Origin of the sequence: Streptomyces sp. NPDC052079 (assembly GCF_040680275.1) — a bacterium.
In the GTDB taxonomy this organism is placed as follows: Bacteria; Actinomycetota; Actinomycetes; order Streptomycetales; family Streptomycetaceae; genus Streptomyces.
The window spans coordinates 127,252-143,735 of sequence record NZ_JBFAWL010000014.1 but is presented as its reverse complement, the minus strand read 5'-3'; the positions used below and the strand labels follow the sequence as shown (position 1 = coordinate 143,735).

General features: G+C 72.4%; 14 protein-coding genes. 10 read left to right on the top strand and 4 right to left on the bottom strand.

Annotated elements, in window-relative coordinates; all coding sequences use genetic code 11:
- Positions 1–45: 45 nt before the first annotated feature.
- The 6 genes from AB0L56_RS21220 to AB0L56_RS21195 all read left to right on the top strand — a co-directional run bounded on the left by AB0L56_RS21220 (position 46) and on the right by AB0L56_RS21195 (position 6,376).
- Positions 46–1,413: an extracellular solute-binding protein gene (locus AB0L56_RS21220; RefSeq protein ID WP_365425352.1), complete on the top strand. Its 1,368-nt coding sequence runs from the start codon at positions 46–48 to the stop codon at positions 1,411–1,413.
- A 22-nt stretch (positions 1,414–1,435) separates the two neighbouring features.
- Entirely contained in the window at positions 1,436–2,368 is a 933-nt protein-coding gene (locus tag AB0L56_RS21215; protein ID WP_365425297.1) for a sugar ABC transporter permease, read from the top strand.
- Between the two features lies 1 nt (position 2,369).
- The gene (locus AB0L56_RS21210; protein ID WP_365425295.1) at positions 2,370–3,314 is read left to right on the top strand and encodes a carbohydrate ABC transporter permease; all 945 of its coding nucleotides are present in this window, start codon (positions 2,370–2,372) and stop codon (positions 3,312–3,314) included.
- Between the two features lie 106 nt (positions 3,315–3,420).
- Positions 3,421–4,611 carry an MFS transporter gene (locus tag AB0L56_RS21205; protein ID WP_365425293.1) on the top strand — a complete coding sequence of 397 codons (1,191 nt, stop codon included), beginning with the start codon at positions 3,421–3,423 and terminating at the stop codon, positions 4,609–4,611.
- Positions 4,612–4,705: 94 nt separating this feature from the next.
- Entirely contained in the window at positions 4,706–5,677 is a 972-nt protein-coding gene (locus AB0L56_RS21200) for a pirin family protein (RefSeq protein ID WP_365425291.1), read from the top strand.
- A gap of 204 nt (positions 5,678–5,881) precedes the next feature.
- Positions 5,882–6,376 carry a flavodoxin domain-containing protein gene (locus tag AB0L56_RS21195; RefSeq protein ID WP_365425289.1) on the top strand — a complete coding sequence of 165 codons (495 nt, stop codon included), beginning with the start codon at positions 5,882–5,884 and terminating at the stop codon, positions 6,374–6,376.
- 89 nt (positions 6,377–6,465) lie between these two features.
- Here the strand turns inward: AB0L56_RS21195 and AB0L56_RS21190 are convergent, their stop codons facing one another.
- The 3 genes from AB0L56_RS21190 to AB0L56_RS21180 all read right to left on the bottom strand — a co-directional run bounded on the left by AB0L56_RS21190 (position 6,466) and on the right by AB0L56_RS21180 (position 7,953).
- Entirely contained in the window at positions 6,466–6,708 is a 243-nt protein-coding gene (locus AB0L56_RS21190) for a hypothetical protein (RefSeq protein WP_365425287.1), read from the bottom strand.
- A gap of 124 nt (positions 6,709–6,832) precedes the next feature.
- Positions 6,833–7,021 carry a hypothetical protein gene (locus AB0L56_RS21185; RefSeq protein ID WP_365425351.1) on the bottom strand — a complete coding sequence of 63 codons (189 nt, stop codon included), beginning with the start codon at positions 7,019–7,021 and terminating at the stop codon, positions 6,833–6,835.
- Between the two features lie 101 nt (positions 7,022–7,122).
- Positions 7,123–7,953: an alpha/beta hydrolase gene (locus tag AB0L56_RS21180; protein ID WP_365425285.1), complete on the bottom strand. Its 831-nt coding sequence runs from the start codon at positions 7,951–7,953 to the stop codon at positions 7,123–7,125.
- Between the two features lie 176 nt (positions 7,954–8,129).
- Here AB0L56_RS21180 and AB0L56_RS21175 point away from each other — a divergent pair, with 176 nt between their 5' ends.
- Complete coding sequence (locus tag AB0L56_RS21175; protein ID WP_365425283.1) at positions 8,130–8,729, top strand: DUF998 domain-containing protein; 600 nt, start codon at positions 8,130–8,132, stop codon at positions 8,727–8,729.
- A gap of 227 nt (positions 8,730–8,956) precedes the next feature.
- Here AB0L56_RS21175 and AB0L56_RS21170 read toward each other — a convergent pair whose 3' ends face one another.
- The gene (locus tag AB0L56_RS21170) at positions 8,957–9,172 is read right to left on the bottom strand and encodes a hypothetical protein (protein WP_365425281.1); all 216 of its coding nucleotides are present in this window, start codon (positions 9,170–9,172) and stop codon (positions 8,957–8,959) included.
- A gap of 215 nt (positions 9,173–9,387) precedes the next feature.
- Here AB0L56_RS21170 and AB0L56_RS21165 point away from each other — a divergent pair, with 215 nt between their 5' ends.
- The 3 genes from AB0L56_RS21165 to AB0L56_RS21155 are packed head-to-tail and all read left to right on the top strand — an operon-like array spanning position 9,388 to position 16,483.
- Positions 9,388–10,242, top strand: a complete 855-nt coding sequence (locus tag AB0L56_RS21165; RefSeq protein WP_365425349.1) for a DUF4132 domain-containing protein — start codon at positions 9,388–9,390, stop codon at positions 10,240–10,242.
- On the top strand, positions 10,239–15,278 hold the full coding sequence (locus AB0L56_RS21160) for a hypothetical protein (protein WP_365425279.1): 5,040 nt from the start codon (positions 10,239–10,241) through the stop codon (positions 15,276–15,278). Before AB0L56_RS21165 ends, AB0L56_RS21160 begins: the two co-directional genes overlap by 4 nt.
- Positions 15,275–16,483 carry an AAA family ATPase gene (locus AB0L56_RS21155; RefSeq protein WP_365425277.1) on the top strand — a complete coding sequence of 403 codons (1,209 nt, stop codon included), beginning with the start codon at positions 15,275–15,277 and terminating at the stop codon, positions 16,481–16,483. Before AB0L56_RS21160 ends, AB0L56_RS21155 begins: the two co-directional genes overlap by 4 nt.
- The last annotated feature ends 1 nt before the right edge of the window (position 16,484 follow it).

Sequence of the window (16,484 nt, the reverse complement as noted above, 5' to 3'; positions counted from 1 at the left end):
CCGACGACGTATAACGATGCAGAGAAAGGTAGTGCCATGGTCGACCTGCCCGGCCCAAGGGCCGCCTCCGCCAGGCCGGAAGGGGAAGGCAGCCGCGCCGCACCCTCCCGACGGGGCCTGCTGCGGGCCTCGCTGGCCTCGGCCGCCGTACTCCTCGGTGGGGGAGCACTGGCCGGATGCGGTGCGGCGGCAGCCTCCTCCGACCCGCGCACCGTGCGGATGTGGGACCTGTTCAGCGGCGCCGACGGCGCTCTCCTCGACGAACTCATCGACATCGCCCGGCCCGACATGCCCGGGACCCGCGTCGAGCGGACCGTGCTGGAATGGGGCACGCCCTACTACACCAAGCTCGCCATGGCCTCGGCCGGTGGGCGCGGGCCGGACGTCGCCGTCTCCCACATGTCGCGTCTGTCGGGATACGCGCCCCTGGGGCTTCTCGACTCCTGGGACACCGGCCTGCTGGCCGAATTCGGCATCCACGAGGAGGACTTCGCCGAGGCGGTGTGGAGCCGCACCCAGCACCAGGACCGGACCTACGCCGTACCGCTGGACACCCACCCGTTCATCGTCTTCTTCCACCCGGACACCGCCCGCAAGGCCGGACTGATCACCGGCGAGGGAGCCCTCGACAGGGACGCCTTCTCCACACCCGAGCGCTTCCTCGAGGCCGGACGGGAACTGGCCGCCGCCTCCGGCCGGCAGGGGGTCGCCTTCGGCTACGTCAACGACACGGCACAGGGCTGGCGGCTGTTCTACGGGCTGTACCGCCAGACCGGGAACGACTTCGACCTGCCCCTCGGCGGCACAGTTAGGGCGAACGTCGACGCCATGACCGAGGTCATCGCCTTCATGCAGAAACTGGTCGACGGACGGACCAACCCGCGCCGCCTGGACTACCCGGCGGCCATCGCCGCCTTCACCAACCGGCAGACCGGGATGATCCTCTCCGGCGAATGGGAGCTCGGCACCTTCCGGACGGCCGATCCGAACATCGGGGCGGCGCCCTTCCCCACCGTCTTCGGCACCCCGGCGGTCTACGCGGACGCCCACTCCTTCGTACTGCCGCGCCGCCCCGATGCGGACGCGGCGCACCGCAGGCGTACCCACCAGGCCGTGGCCGCGATCCTCAAGGCGGGACAGGTGTGGGCCAAGGCCGGTCACATCCCGGCGTACCGGCCCGTGACCCGTACCCGGGCCTACGCACACCTCGAGCCGCAGAGCCGGTACGCGACGGCGGCCGACCACGTGGTGCTCGACCCTGCCGTCTGGTTCGCCGGAGCCGGGTCCGACTTCCAGAACTCCATGTCACAGGTGTTGCAGCAGTCCCTGCTCGACGGCCTGGCGCCCGACCGGGCGGCCCGCGCCATGGTCGCGCGGATCAACATCGCCCTCTCCCAGCCCAGTCCGGCCTGAGCAGCCGCGAAGGAGGCAGCAGATGTCCACTCAACTCGCTTCCGGCGGCCGGCCCCCGGCCGGCCGGACCGATACGGGACCCGGCGCCATAGTGCGCCGTGTCCTCCCGCCGGGGCTCCTGTTCGCCCTGCCCTTCCTCGTCCTGTTCGCCCTCTTCATGCTCTGGCCGCTGGCGCAGGGCGCCTGGATGAGCCTCACCGACACCTCCCTCTCCGCCCACAACCCGTCCTTCATCGGGCTGGACAACTACGCGGAGGCTCTTGGCGACGCCGAGATGTGGCGCACCATCTGGCACACCGTGTGGTTCACCGTCGTGTCCACCGTGCCCCTGGTGGCGGTCGCCCTCGTCATGGCGCTGCTGGTGTACACCGGGCTGCCCGGGCAGTGGATATGGCGGCTCGCGTTCTTCGCCCCGTACCTGCTTCCGGTCGGTGTGATCGGCCTGCTGTGGCTGTGGCTGTACCAGCCGGACCTCGGCCTCTACAACCATCTGCTGCAAGCGGTCGGGCTGGACGGCTACGCCTGGCTGAGCGACGAGTCCATCGCCCTGTACGCGATCGTGATCGCCACCCTGTGGTGGACCGTGGGCTTCAACTTCCTGCTGTTCCTCGCGGCACTGCAGGCTGTGCCCGACCACCTCTACGAGGCGGCGGCGCTGGACGGTGCGGGCGCCTGGCGACGGCTGTGGCATGTCACGCTGCCCCAGCTGCGGCGCATCACCGGTGTGATCACGGTGCTCCAGGTACTGGCCTCGCTGAAGGTCTTCGACCAGGTGTACCTGCTCACCAAGGGCGGGCCCAACGGCTCCACCCGCCCGGTCGTCGAATACCTCTACGACATGGGCTTCACCGGCTACCGCCTCGGCTACGCCTCCGCCATCAGCTATGTGTTCTTCGGCCTCGTCGTCCTCGCCTCCGCCGTGCAGTTCGTCGCCCTTCGCCGCAGGGAGAAGTGACATGACCTCCACCGACGTCGGGACACGGCCCGCCCGCCGCACCGTCTCCCCGCTTCCCGCCGCCCGCCGGGCCCACCGATCCCGCCCCGTCCCGCAGCGCGGACCCAACCTCACCCTGGGGGCGGGCCGGCTGTCCCGCACCCTTGCCCTGGCGGCCCTCGCGGTGCTGGCGCTGATCTGGCTGCTGCCCATGGCGTGGGCGGTGTTCACCGCGTTCAAGTCCGACCAGGACGCCAGCGATCCGGTCCACTGGATCCGGCCGCGGGGCGGCTTCTCCCTGGACGCCTTCCGCACCGTGATCGAGCGCGGTGACCTGCCGCTGTGGATGCTGAACAGCTTCCTCATCGCCGCGGCCGTCACCGCCGTCACCGTGGCCGTGTCCGCGATGGCCGGGTACGCCTTCTCCCGCACGCTCTTCCGCGGACGGCGGTGGCTGTTCGCCGTCACCGTGGCGTCGATCCTGGTGCCGCCGCAGATGCTGATCGTGCCGTGGTTCCAGCAGATGCTCACCCTGAATCTGGTGGACACCTACGCGGCGGTGATCCTGCCGCAGACGGTCGCCCCAGTAGTGGTCTTCATCCTGAAGAAGCACTTCGACACCGTCCCGCGCGAACTCGAGGAGGCAGCCCGCATCGACGGCGCCGGACACGCGCGCGTCTTCTGGTCGGTGATGCTGCCGCTGTCCCGCCCCATGCTCGCCGCAGTGTCGATCTTCGTGTTCATCGGGGCGTGGAACAACTTCCTGTGGCCGTTCGTCTCGACGTCCGACCCCGCCCTGATGACCCTGCCGGTCGGCATCACCGCGGTGAAGGACGCCTACGGCATCAACTACGCCCAGACGATGGCATCCTCGGTCCTGGCGGCGCTGCCCCTCGTGCTGGTGTTCGTCTTCTTCCAGCGGCACATCGTGAAGTCGGTGGCCACGACCGGGCTGGGAGGACAGTGACCGGGCCAGTGCCGAATGCAGGCTGTCCGAAATCGCCCGTCGCCCGGACCCGTGTCGGTGGCGCGCCGGAGAGGAGCGAGCCCGGGGGAAGGGTTAGCGTCGGGCCATGGCCGGTGAACGCCGCGGATGGCGGGTGAGTCTGCTCGGCGGTGCGGTGTTCGCGGTGTGCATGACCGGCACCACACTGCCCACCCCGCTCTACCCCCTGTACCAGGAGAAGTTCGACTTCTCGGAACTGACCGTCACCGTCGTCTACGCCGTCTACGCCTTCGCGGTCATCGGCGTGCTGCTCCTCGCGGGCAACGCCTCGGACGCGGTCGGCAGGCGCCCCGTGCTGCTGTGGGGCCTGGGCTGCGCGGCCCTCAGCGCCATCTGCTTCCTCTGTGCCACCGGGCTCGGCTGGCTGTACGCCGGCCGGCTGTTCTCCGGGCTGTCGGCGGGGTTGTTCACCGGGGCCGCCACGGCGTACGTCATGGAGTCGGCACCGCCCGGCGGCGCCTCCCGGGCCACGTTCATCGCCACGGCCGTCAACATGGGCGGCCTCGGCTGCGGCCCGCTGCTCGCCGGAGTGCTCGCACAATACGCACCCTGGCCGCTGTATCTGCCCTTCGCCGTGCACCTGGCCCTGGTCGTCTGCTCGGTCGCCGTTCTGCTGCGGCTGCCGGAGACGGTGGCGGAGCGGCAGCCGCTGCGTACCGTGCGCCCGCAGCGGCTCGCGGTGCCCTCGCAGGTGCGGCCGGTGTTCGGACCGGCGGCGACCGCGTCGTTCGTGGGGTTCGCCCTGTTCGGCGTGTTCACCTCCGTCAGTCCGGCCTTCCTCGCCCAGTCCCTGGACGTGACCGACCACGCGGTGAGCGGGGTCGTCGTGGCGCTGGCCTTCTTCTCCTCCACCGGCGGACAGCTGGCCGTCGGCCCGGTCGGCACGGCCCGGTCGCTGCCGCTGGGCTGCGCCGGACTCCTCACCGGACTGGCGCTGCTCGCCGGCGCACTGCACTGGGACCTGCTGATCCTGGTGGTGCTGAGCGCGATCATCGGGGGGCTGGGTCAGGGCCTGGCGTTCCGCGGAGCGCTGTCCGCGGTGGGCGGGGCGTCCCCGCCGGACCACCGCGCGGCGGTGATCTCCTCGCTGTTCGTGGTGGCGTACACGGGCATCTCGGTGCCGGTCATCGGCGTCGGCCTGCTGACGGAACCGATGGGCCTGGAAGGCGCGGGGCTGGTGTTCATCGCCTGCATGGGAACGCTGGTGGTGGCCGCGGCGGGCTATCTCCTACGGCGGCCGGTGCCGGCGAGTCCATGACGGACCGGCGTCCCCGCGCGCTCTCCCACCCGGCGCCCTACGATCGTCCGTGACTGTTAAAAACCTAACTTCTTTACGCGGGAGGGCGGGCGCCATGAGCAATACGGAGACACGACCGGCCGAGGTGAAGTGCGGCGGCGGAGCCGAGGCGGCGCGCCCAGTCGATGTGGAGGTCCTCACCGCGCGGGACGTGCCGCTCGGCGGCCCGCGCGCGATGCGGGTACGGCGCACCCTGCCGCAGCGCGCCCGGACCCTCATCGGCGCCTGGTGCTTCGCCGACCACTACGGTCCCGACGACGTCGCCAGGACCGGCGGCATGGACGTCGCCCCCCACCCGCACATCGGTCTGCAGACGGTCAGCTGGCTGTTCAGCGGGGAGATCGAACACCACGACAGCCTGGGCACCCATGCCCGGGTACGGCCCGGTGAGCTGAACCTCATGACCGGCGGCCGCGGCATCAGCCACTCGGAGGTGTCGACGCCGGACACCACGATCCTGCACGGGGTGCAGCTGTGGGTCGCCCTGCCCCGGGAGCACCGTGACGCCGACTCGGCCTTCCAGCACCACGTGCCGGACCCGGTGCCGTTCGACGGCGGTGAGGCCCGCGTCTTCCTCGGTTCCCTCGCCGGTGACACGTCCCCCGTACCCACCTTCACCCCGCTCCTCGGCGCCGAACTGTCGCTGGCCCCGGGCGCCGAGACAGTGCTCCGGGTCGACCCCGCCTTCGAGCACGGCGTCCTCGTCGACGCGGGCGACGTCCTCGTCGAGGACACCGCCGTACAACCGGCCGAACTGGGCTACACGGCCCCCGGCCGCACCACGCTCACCCTGACCAACCGCGGGACCGGAACGGCACGGCTGGTGCTGCTCGGCGGACCGCCGTTCGGCGAGGAGATTGTCATGTGGTGGAACTTCGTCGGACGGTCGCACAACGACATCGTCCAGGCCCGCGAGGACTGGATGAAGGGGTCACGTTTCGGTGAGGTGCAGGGGTACGACGGGGCTCCACTGCCCGCGCCGGAACTGCCGAACGCACCGTTGAAGCCGCGGGGAGGGGCGCGCTGACCTGCGACGCGGGGAATCGGGCCGGGCCCTGACTCACCGAGGCAGGGCCCATCGGTCCCTCACCGGGGACCTGCGGCCTCTGCACCGTGACGCGGTTCCGCCACCATCCTGAAATTCGGACATACAACCCAGTTCTCGCACCACCGGACGGCGTCACCGCACTCGACCCGCCGCCGCGCCGGATGCGCGAGGAGGTGTAACGCCATGACCGACACCGTATTGGTCACCTACGGAAGCACGAACGGATCCACCGCACGCATCGCCGACAGCATCGGCGACGTCCTGCGCAAGGACGGGCTGACCGTCGAGGTCCTGCCGGCCCGGTCCGTCGACAGCGTGGAACCGTACGACGCCGTCGTGGCCGGCGCCGGACTGTACGCCGGACGCTGGCAGAAGGACGCCCGGCGGTTCCTGCGCCGGCATCGCGACGCTCTGGCCGAACGACCCCTGTGGCTGTTCAGCAGCGGCCCGCTGGACGCCTCGGCCTCGGAGCGGGACCTCCCGCCCGTACCGGGCGTGAAGAAGGCCATGACCGCACTCGACGTCCGGGACCACGCGACGTTCGGCGGCTGCCTGGAGGAAGGTGCGAAGGGATTTGTCGCCCGGATGATCCTCCGCAACGGCAAAGGCGGTGACTTCCGCGACTTCACCGCGATCGAGACATGGGCGGCGCGGGTCGCCGACGAGCTGACGCACTGAAACCCTGCCGCTCGACGACCTGTGCCGTTTGGGGAAGCCCAACAGGCTGCCCCGGGCCGGGGCGTGGTGGGCGAACGACGGTTCCCGGCTCATGAGGCGCGCCGGGTGAACCAGTCGGTGAAGGCCGTCAGGTGCCCGGCGGCCGGCGAGGGCGGCAACGTCTCGACACTGGCGGTCAACACCGGCCGGGCGGTGACGAGCTCGTGGTCCGGATACTGCAGCAGGAGGGAGCACAGCCGCAGCAGCAGGGCCCGCTGCTCCGTTTCCTCGGGGGTCGGCGGCGCGGCACGGCGGCGGGTGGAGGGACGGAGCAGGGCCTTGAACGGGGTCACGGCCGGCCTCCGGCGGGAGCATCGGGAGCGGCGGCGCAGCGTGGGGATGCCGAGCATCACGCGGCGGCCGTCGGAGGGAGCCGGGCCGCCGAGGACTTGACCGGGCAGCGGTTCTCCATGGCGGTCAGCACCGCCGCGTCCTCCTTGTGCGCGGCGGGTACGACGTACCGGTCCTGGTACTTGGCGACGGCGAGCAGCCGGTGCAGGTCCTCCGCCTCCCGCGCGGTGAGCCCGACCGCCTTGACGACGGCCTCGTCGCTTTCCTCGCCATCAGGACCCCGCCGACGACGTCGGTGTCCCCGGCGGTGAACAGCTCCGCCAGGTACTCCAGGGGATGGCGAACACGTGGTCGGGGTCGTGCTGGTTGCCGCCGGCCGCGTCCGACGCGGCTCCTCCCGCGCCACGACCGTCCTGCTACGACTTCACGAACTCCAGGATGTCCCGGTTGAGGACGTCCGCATGGGTGGCCGGCATGCCGTGAGGGTAGCCCTCGTACGATGTGAGGGTGCCCTGCTTCAGGAGCTCCACCGACCGCAGTGCCGAGTCCTCGTAGGGCACGATCTGGTCGTCGGTGCCGTGCGCGACCAGGACCGGGACGTCGATCTTCTTCAGGTCCTCGGTGAAGTCGGTCTCGGAGAAGGCCTTGATGCATTCGTACTGGGCGTTGGCCGCCCCCGTCATCCCCTGCCGCCACCAGTTGTCGATCAGCCCCTGGGAGACTTCCGCGCCGGGCCGGTTGAAGCCGTAGAACGGACCCGACGGAAAGTCGATGTAGAACTGTGCGCGATTGGCGGCGAGAGCGGCGCGGAGCTCGTCGAAGACCTCCATCGGCAGCCCGCCCGGATTGCTGTCCGACTTGATCATGACCGGCGTGACCGCGCCGACGAGCACGGCCTTCCCGACGCGGCCCGGCTTGGCCCGTGCCACGTAACGGGCGACCTCTCCGCCGCCGGTGGAGTGCCCGATGTGCACGGCGACCCCCAGGTCGAGCGCGTCCGTCAGCGCCGTGACGTCGGCGACGTAGGTGTCCATCTCATGGCCGGTCGGGGGCTGGCCGGAGCGGCCGTGGCCGCGCCGGTCGTGCGCGATCACCCGGTAGCCCTGGGCAAGGAAGAACAACATCTGGTTGTCCCAGTCGTCGCCACTGAGCGGCCAGCCGTGGTGGAAGACGATCGGCTGGGCGTCACGCGGACCCCAGTCCTTGTAGAAGATGGTCGTGCCGTCGGACGTGGTGACCGTGCCCATGGCAAATCCTTCCGCGTGGATGGCTGAAGGCCCCCTTGCGCCTGCGGCCCGCGGGCCGACCCCGGACGCACGGACATCACCTTACGCTCTGGTCCGTAAGGGCTCATCTCCTGATATGTCCTGATGGTAGGCGTAGGGAGAAGGTACTGGCGAATAGTGCGTTCTATGGTTGTTTGATGTTGCTCGTTCCCCGATGGGTCCTGTTCTCGTCCGGGTGTGCGCCCGTGCTGCTGATCGCGGGCTGGGTGATCGCGGCGTCACTGGAGGGGCCCGGCTACGACCCCGCCACGCAGACGATCAGCGTGCTGGCGGCCTACGGGGCGTCGGGATCGTGGGTGATGACCGGTGCGCTGCTCGCTGTGGGCGTCTGTCACCTGCTCACCGCCTGGGGGTTACGGGCAGCGGCGGCCGCCGGACGCCTGGCGCTGGCCGGCGGGGGAGTGGCGGCTGTGGTGGTGGCCGTGATCCCGCCACCGAGCAGCGGAGGGTCCCTGCGCCACGGTTCGGTCGCCGCGGTCGGATTCGCGCTCCTGGCCCTGTGGCCGATGCTCGCCGCCCGCGGCAGCGGTGCCGCCCCATGGGCCCTCCGGCCCGTGCCGTCCCTCGCCGCGACGGCCGTCATGGTCCTGGGCGCGGCCTGGTTTCTGCTCGAGATGCACCGTCAGGGTGCGGCCGGCGTCGCGGAACGCGTGGTGACGGCCGTTCAGTCCGTCTGGCCCTTCGTGGTCGTCACCTCGTGTCTCCGCCGTCGCCGTTCTCCGGCGCCGAGTTGCTGAGCGGCCGTCCGGGTCGCTGAACGGACCTGGCCCGGCCGCCGGGCGCCCGCCGTGCACCCCGTCGCCGACCTGCAGTCGAGTACTCGCTGATCTCCTGCGCGGTCGAGGCGGAGGTCCTGCGTGCCGGCGTTGCCGGGGTGCCGCTGCGCCCACCCCGTGCCGCCCCAGCGGCACGACGCCCGCAGCTGCGGCGGCGCGCTCGACCTGGACTCAGTTGCCCACACCCCCTACGCCTGTTCGCGGCCCAGGACACGGCGGGCCGCCTCGGCCTCGGCCGCCGCGGGGGACAGCTCGTCGAGGGAGTCGAGGTCGTCGTCGGTGTCCAGCTCCCGCTCCCAGGCGGCCGCGAGACGTTCCTGTTCCTCGCGCGGTCTGGCGCTGACGGCCTCGCGGTGATCCGGGTCCAACGCCGTCAGGAATCGTCCGACCGGGTCCGTGGCCATGCCGTGCTCCTCGTCGCTCGGAAAGCTGCCTGCTCGACCCAGCATGTCCAGCGGGTCCCGGCACGACGGCCCGACACGGCATACCGCCACCCTGATGGCCCCGCCACTCCCGGAACAGCAGCTTCCGCACCTCGGCGTCCCCAGGGCCGGGACCCGTTGTCAGACTCCTGCCCTACAGTTCCCGTCACTTGATCATTGTTTTGCGGGAGGCACGGATGGGGTGGGTGTCGGCCGGCGGCTACGAAGTCGCCCTCGACGACGGCAAGGTGGTGTGCCGCAACGCGGCCGGGCGGCGGCTGAAATCCGTACCGTCCAAAATCGCCGACCATCCGGCCGTGGTGGGGCTGCGTCAGCTCGTCGAGTGGCTGGAGCGGCACGAACGGCAGTGCCTGGCCGACGTGGAGCGGTGGATGGTGCGCTCGCTGCCGGTGCCGTTCGCGGTCCTGGCACGGGTGTGGCCGGACCCGGCCTGGCAGTCCGCCCTGCGCGACATGGTGGTCACGGGGACGGACGGTGTCGTCGCCGGGTTCCTGAGGGACGCCGACCCCGAACGCGGCCTCGGCCTGGTCGACCTCGACGGCGACACCGTCCGGCTCACCCCCGCACTGGTCCGGCTGCCGCACCCGGTGCTCCTCGACGACCTGGAGGACCTGCGGGAGTTCGCCGTCGAGCTGGGCATCGAACAGCGCGCCCAGCAGCTCTTCCGGGAGGTGTGGCACCGGCCCACGGCCCTCGACGCCGAGGCTGCCTCCGTCGAGGACTACGCGGGCGGCGTCTTCAAGGAACTGAGGTTCCTGCACGGCCGCGCGACCCAACTGGGCTACCGCGTACGCGGCGGCCACGCCGTGTGCTCCGTGCTGGAGGCCGGCCGCGGCGTCGAGGCCCGGGTGTGGGTCGGCGACTACGACGGCTACGCCGAGACGGAGACCGGCCCGCTGGTCTTCACCGACCCCGTCGGCCGCACGCTGAAGCTGGGTCAGGTCGGGCCCGTGGCCTGGTCGGAGGGCATGCGCATGGCGGCCGCGCTGTACGCCGGACGCGACATCGAGGACGAGGAGCGTGCGGCATGACGACGTACGAGTACGACGGGTTGACCTTCGACGAGTCCACGTCGGCCGCGCTGCTCGACGCCGGCGCCGTACTGCCTCCGGGTGTCACGGACCGGGAGGACGCCGACGTCCTGACCGTCCGCACGTACACGCACACCGCGCTGGACGAGCGGAAGGTGGTACGGCTGGTGCCCGGCACGCTCGGCGAGGCGGAGGACCTCGCCCTGGACTTCCTCGGACTGGTCCGCGAGCCCGAGGCCCCTGAGGTCGGACACGTGCGCCGGGAAACCCTCGGCTTCCCCGCGTGGGCGCTGGTCAACGACCCGGCGAACGGACACCACGCGCTCGCCCTGGTCCGGGACATCGAGCGGCTCGCCCGGCAGGCCAAGTCCCGCCCCGGCACCGCCAAGGAGGGCTTCGAGGCGCTCGGCGAGCGGCTCGGCCGCGCCGTGCCGCACTTCCTGCCCACCTTCTACGAGCAGGCCGCCCGCGTCTTCCTGCAACATGAGAACACCACCTACGCGGCGGTCTTCTTCGGCAAGGCCCGCGACGCGGAGCGGGTGCACGCGCTGGCCGTGGACGAGGAGCGGCAGCGGGCCGTGTTCCTGGAGTTCGCCTTCGCCGGCGCGCTCACGGTCAAGGCGCTCAAGGAACATGTGAAGGCCCTCGCGGCGCGGCTCAGCCCGGCCGAGGCGTGGGCGCAGTTCCGGCAGCTGACCGTGGAACGCTGCGCCGCCGGCATGCCGCCGTACGCGTCCCTGCCCCAGGACGCGCGCACTCTGATCAAGGCGGCCGGACTGAACCGGGTCGGCGAGGAGTGCGCCCTTGTCGCGGACCTCCTCGCCTCGCCCGCGGCGGTGCGCGCCCCCGCGTCCTTCTGGAACACCTACCGGGCCACGCTCGTCGTCCTCGCCGACCAGCAACCCGCCCTGCGGACCCGGCTGCTGGAGATCATGCCGGCCGGGCTCGGCCGCTCCACGGACGACGACGAGTTCTGGCTGACCCTCCTCGCGGAGACCGGCGCCGACCGGCTGCTGACGGGCGAGAGCGAGGACGCCGACGGCGTCGACGCGGCGGACTGGCTCAGACGCTGGGCACTGCACCGCAAGCACGGCGGGTCGGTCAGCGACCGCTCACCGGCCACCCTCGCGCTCGTCGAGCGGATGGCCCCGCGCCTGCGTGCGGACGGCCGCCCCGTGGACCTCTTCACCGGCCGGTGGAACCCCGGCGCCGACCTCGATCTGCTGGACCTGTGCCGGGCCGAGGACATACCGCTCCGGATGCCCGACCCGGATGCCTACCTCCCCGTCCACCAGTGGCTGACGGACACCCGGCCGGGCCGCCGCGACCTCACCGCCGTCGCGGCGGACCCGCGCCTGAGGCGCTTGCTGTACAACGCCGTCGGGAACATCAACGGGTACACGGGGCCGGGAGGGCCGGCGGCGCCGGCCGGACACCCCGTGCTCGCCGACGTGCTGCGCGAGTGGCTGGACGACGCCGCCGGGGAACTGGCCGCCGAGGCCGGGCTGCCCGCCGCGCGCGCCGCCCTCGAACGGCTGCGTCCCTTCGGTGAGGTCGCCGCCCGGATCAGCCCGAAGGCCGTCGCCCGGGCCGCCGCGCTCGACATCGCCCAGTTGCTGCGCCGCACCCTGAGCGCGGGCATCCTGGACGAACTGGGCTGGCCCGCTCTCGACGAGGCGCTGCGGCGCCTGGACGCCGAGACCCGGCAGGACAGCGACGACACGCTCGCCGTCGACGAGGCGTGGCCGGCGCTGATCCTCTCCCGCCGGCACAAGGCGATCGTCGTGGGGCCCGAGGACATCCTGCTGGAGCACGACCTGCGGCTGCCGGTGCGACTGGAACGCTGGCAGCGTCCGTCGTTCCGCTACACCGACGGCGAACTGCTGGTGATGTGGCGGCAGGACGGCAAGCAGTACGGCTACTGGTCGGCCCGCCCGTCCGAGGTGTTCACGCTGGGCGGCGAGAAGCTCCCGGAGTGGTACGGCGGCTACACCGGCGAGACCTCGATCCCGCTGCCCGGCGGCGGCCGCGCCACCGGCGGACGTGTCCTGCACGCCGGCGACACGGTCCTCCCGCCCGCCCGCAGCATCCTGGGCGACGGCACCTCGTACTGGCGCCAGGGCAGGGAGGGCACCCGCCAGGTGTGGCTCGAGTACGACCCGGTCACCGGCACCCACGGACGCGCCTCGCTGCCCGCCTTCCTGCGGTCCGGCATCCGTGAGGACGCCACCCTGCTGCAGCAGCACTGCTCGGTGCTGCCCCTCCGGCCCGGCCTGGAGCACAGCCCGTTCGGCACCGACGGCACCGTGCTCGGCCGGTGGGTGCGCACCGAGGGCAAGGCGGACGAGGCGCGCACCGTCGTCGGCACGCCGGACGGCCGGACCGTCACCCTGCCCACACCGGGCGGCCGGATGCCGGGCATTCCCCTCGGAGCGCTGCGGCTGCCCGGTGGCGCCGAACTCGTCGCCGTCAACCGCTACCGCCAGGTCGCCCTGCACACCAACGGCGACGGCGGTCGCGAGCTGGGCCAGGTGACGCCGTTGGAGCGGGGCGGCGATCACGCCGCCGGCACGCGACTTGTCCCGCCGGTGGACTTCTGGCACGCGCTGCGGCCACGCGACGAGGCCGCGTCGGCGCTGCTGCGGACGCTGAGCGACGAGCAGGCCGGCGACCTCCTGCGGGCCGGCGCCCAGGCACTGACCGAACGGCAGGAGCAGGCCGCCGCCGAAACCGCCCGGAGGATGACGGAGGCCGGCCCGCGAACGTCCTCACGTGCCGCGCGCAAGGAGTCCGCCGTACCGTCCGCCGACGAGTTCCTCCGCGGGGCCGTCTCCCGCACCCTCCCCACGCTCACCGAGCCGCACCTGCTCGCCGGCGTCGCCGCCCATGTCCACGCCGTGCTGCGCCTGGCGGCATCCGTCGACAGGTTCGTGACACCTCCCGTGAAGCAGCCCGCGACCCGGCGCAAGCACGTCGAGGACATGTTCGCCGACTACAGCCCCGAGCACGGCGACGACCTGACCCTGCGTGAGGCGACCACCGGGATCGCCCAGCAGCAGGGCTGGTGGGGCGGCGGGCAGCGCTGGAGCGCGCTGCGTCAGATCCGCGCCGTCAACCACGTCCTGTCGGGCGAGCCCGCGGACGGCAGGCCCCTGCCCGACTCGGCCCGGCTCGACGGGACCGCCGGCGGGTGGCGCAGCGAGGATCTCACCATCCCCGGCATCGGCATACTGTGGCCGTCCTTCCTGGACGTTCTGCGTCCGCTCGCCTACCGCGCCGCCTCACCGGCTCTGCCGGACGACCACCGCACCGCGCTGCTGCTGCTCTTCGACGCCATCACCGAGGGCCCGCTGGCCGCACCCGGGGCCGCGCTGCGCGAGATCGTGCTGAGCGAACCGCACGACCATCAGGAGCGCGCCGGCCAGGTGCTGCACCGGGAGGGCCGCACCGTCGTCGTCCTCGGCTGCCAGAGCGTCGACCACCGGGCCAAGCGGGTGAACTGGCTGGCCCTGGACCATGATCCTGCGAGCAGGTTCGGCGCCGTCGCCCACTTCACGCTGGAGAGGGAGACCGCCCACCCGCCGCTGTTCCCGGCCGACGCACTGGCGGCCGTGACGGCGCTGATCCGGGACAAGGGCGCCGCGGCCTGGCAGCCGGACGCGCCCGCCGCCCTGGCCGCCGCCACCCGCGACGGCCTGGGCCTGGTGCAGGCCGCCTTGCTGCTCGCGGGAAGGCCGGCGCAGCTCACCGAGGAGGTGGTCGCCGCCACCGGGCTGAAACCGCGTCAGAAGCAGCTCGGGGACGGACTGCTGGCCTCGCTCGCGCCCGGCGACCGGGCCGCGCTGATCGGCGCGCTGCTGCCCGACAACCCCGGCGATCTGTGGACGGCCGGACCGGACACGGCGGCGGCGGCCCGGGTGTGGGCGGACCGCCTCGACGGGATCGTCCGCCTGCCCGAGGACCTCGCCGCAGACCTCGCCCTGGCCGGACTGCACACCGGGTCCGTCGACGACGTACTCAACCCCGGCCGCACCCCCTGGCTCAGCCGCACCACGGTGCAACGGCCCGACCAGGACGGCAACCTCGTGGCCGACGACCCCCGGGCACTGCCCCTACGCCACCACCTGAACGGCGCCGTGTCCGCTCTCGCCGGACTCGCCTACTCCCTGCCGTACGGGCACCCCTTGCGCGCCGTCCTCCCGGACGGGCTGGCCGCGCTGCGCCGCCGCTTCGCGGACCCGGGGCTGCTGCTCGACCTGGACCTGGAGTGGACGGAGAACGGCTCGTCGACCGCCGTCGAACTGCGCAAGGCGTACGGACTGCCCGCCACCGGCGGTGCGGACGCCGACGGCTCGACCCCCGCCGGCGAGGTCCTGGTGCTGCGCCCCTGGTACGGCGACCAGGAGACCGTCCTGGTCCGCACGGGTGCCGTCACCGGCCCGGACGACCCGGTGTTCGGACTGGTCGAGGGACTCGTCGGACCCGGACGGGAGCAGGGCATGCGGGCGCTGCGGACGATCCTGGAGGAGGATCTCGCGCGCGCCGTCGAGGCCGGCACGGATCCCGAAGGACCCACCGGGTATGCCCAGGACCCGGCCGTCGGCGCACCCGAACTGGTCACCGAGGTCGCCGGGACCCACGGCCTGAGCGCGGACGCGGCGGCGCTCTATCTGCAGCTGCTGGCCCTCCCCGACCCGACGGACCGCAACTGCGCCCGCTGGACGGGCTGGAAGCCCGCCCGCATGAAGAAGGCCCGCGCCGAACTGGCCGCCACCGGCCTGGTCGTCGAGGCGAAGCGGGCCCGCGCCGGGCGCACCCTCTTCCTGCCGTGCGGGTGGCTGGACCTCAAGTCCCCCGCGCTGCCGCTGGAGATCTGGAAGCAGGGCCTCTACCCGGTGCCCGGCCACACCCGCGCGGTGCCGCTGGTGCCGGTTCCCGAACTGTTCCGGCGCGCCTGGGACCGCGTCCGCTCCGGCGACGCGCCCGCCTACGAGGAACTCACCACCCGCGCCACCCGCAAGGGGCGCCGCCGATGACCACCGTCCACCCGCACCCGGAAGAAACCGCGCCCACGACCACCACCCTGCCCCCTGCACCGGCCCGCCAGATCGTCCCGCCCGAGGAACGCTACGCCACCGAACTGGCCTTCCTCGCCGCCCACGACGACGGACCCCGCCCGCCCGCCTGGCGGCTCACCCCGCGCGCGGTCGTCACCTTCGTCATGGGCAGCGTCGGCAGCGCCCTGAAGCTGCCCGACGACGCCGAGGTGCCCGACGGCGTGCCGCGCCGCCTGGTGATCGAGGACAAGTTCGTCGGCGACCGAGCCCTGGTCGAGCGATGCGTGGTCACCCTCGCCGGGGAGCGCGGCCTGCTGCTCGTCGGCGAGCCCGGCACCGCCAAGTCGATGCTGTCGGAACTGCTCTCCGCCGCCGTGTGCGGCACCAGCGGCCTGGTCGTGCAGGGCACCGCCGGCACCACCGAGGACCAGCTCAAGTACGGGTGGAACTACGCGCGGCTCCTCGCCCAGGGCCCCACCCGGCAGGCGCTCGTGCCCTCACCCGTGCTCACCGCCATGACCCGCGGCGCGGTCGCCCGTGTCGAGGAGGTCACCCGCTGTCTGCCCGAAGTGCAGGACGCACTGGTGTCCTTGCTCTCCGAACGGCGGATCGCCGTCCCAGAACTGTTCGGCACCGAGGACGCCCTGGCGCACGCGGCACCCGGCTTCAACCTCATCGCCACCGCCAACCTCCGCGACAAGGGCGTCTCCGAGATGTCCGCGGCCCTCAAGCGCCGCTTCAACTTCGAGACGGTCGGACCCATCGGGGACCTCGAGGCGGAGACCGCGCTGGTGCGCGGCCAGGCGCGGGCCTCCGTGGAGCGGGCCGGTGCGCCGTTCCAGGTCGACGACGCGGTCCTGGAGACTCTGGTCACCGCGTTCCGCGACCTGCGCGAGGGCCGGTCGGCGGAAGGCTGGGAGGTGGAGCGGCCCTCCACGGTGATGAGCACCGCCGAGGCCGTGTCCGTCGCCGGCGCGCTTGCCCTCGCGGCGGCCTACTTCCCGGGCGACCGCGACGTGCTGGGACTGCTTCCCGGCCATCTGCTCGGCGTGGTCCGCAAGGACGACCCCGCCGACGCCGCCCGGCTGCGCGGCTACTGGGACGGTCCCGTCCGGCGCCGCGCCGAGCAGGGCTCCGCCACCTGGCGCACCCTGTGGGACCTGCGCACGGCCCTGGAGGGCTGAC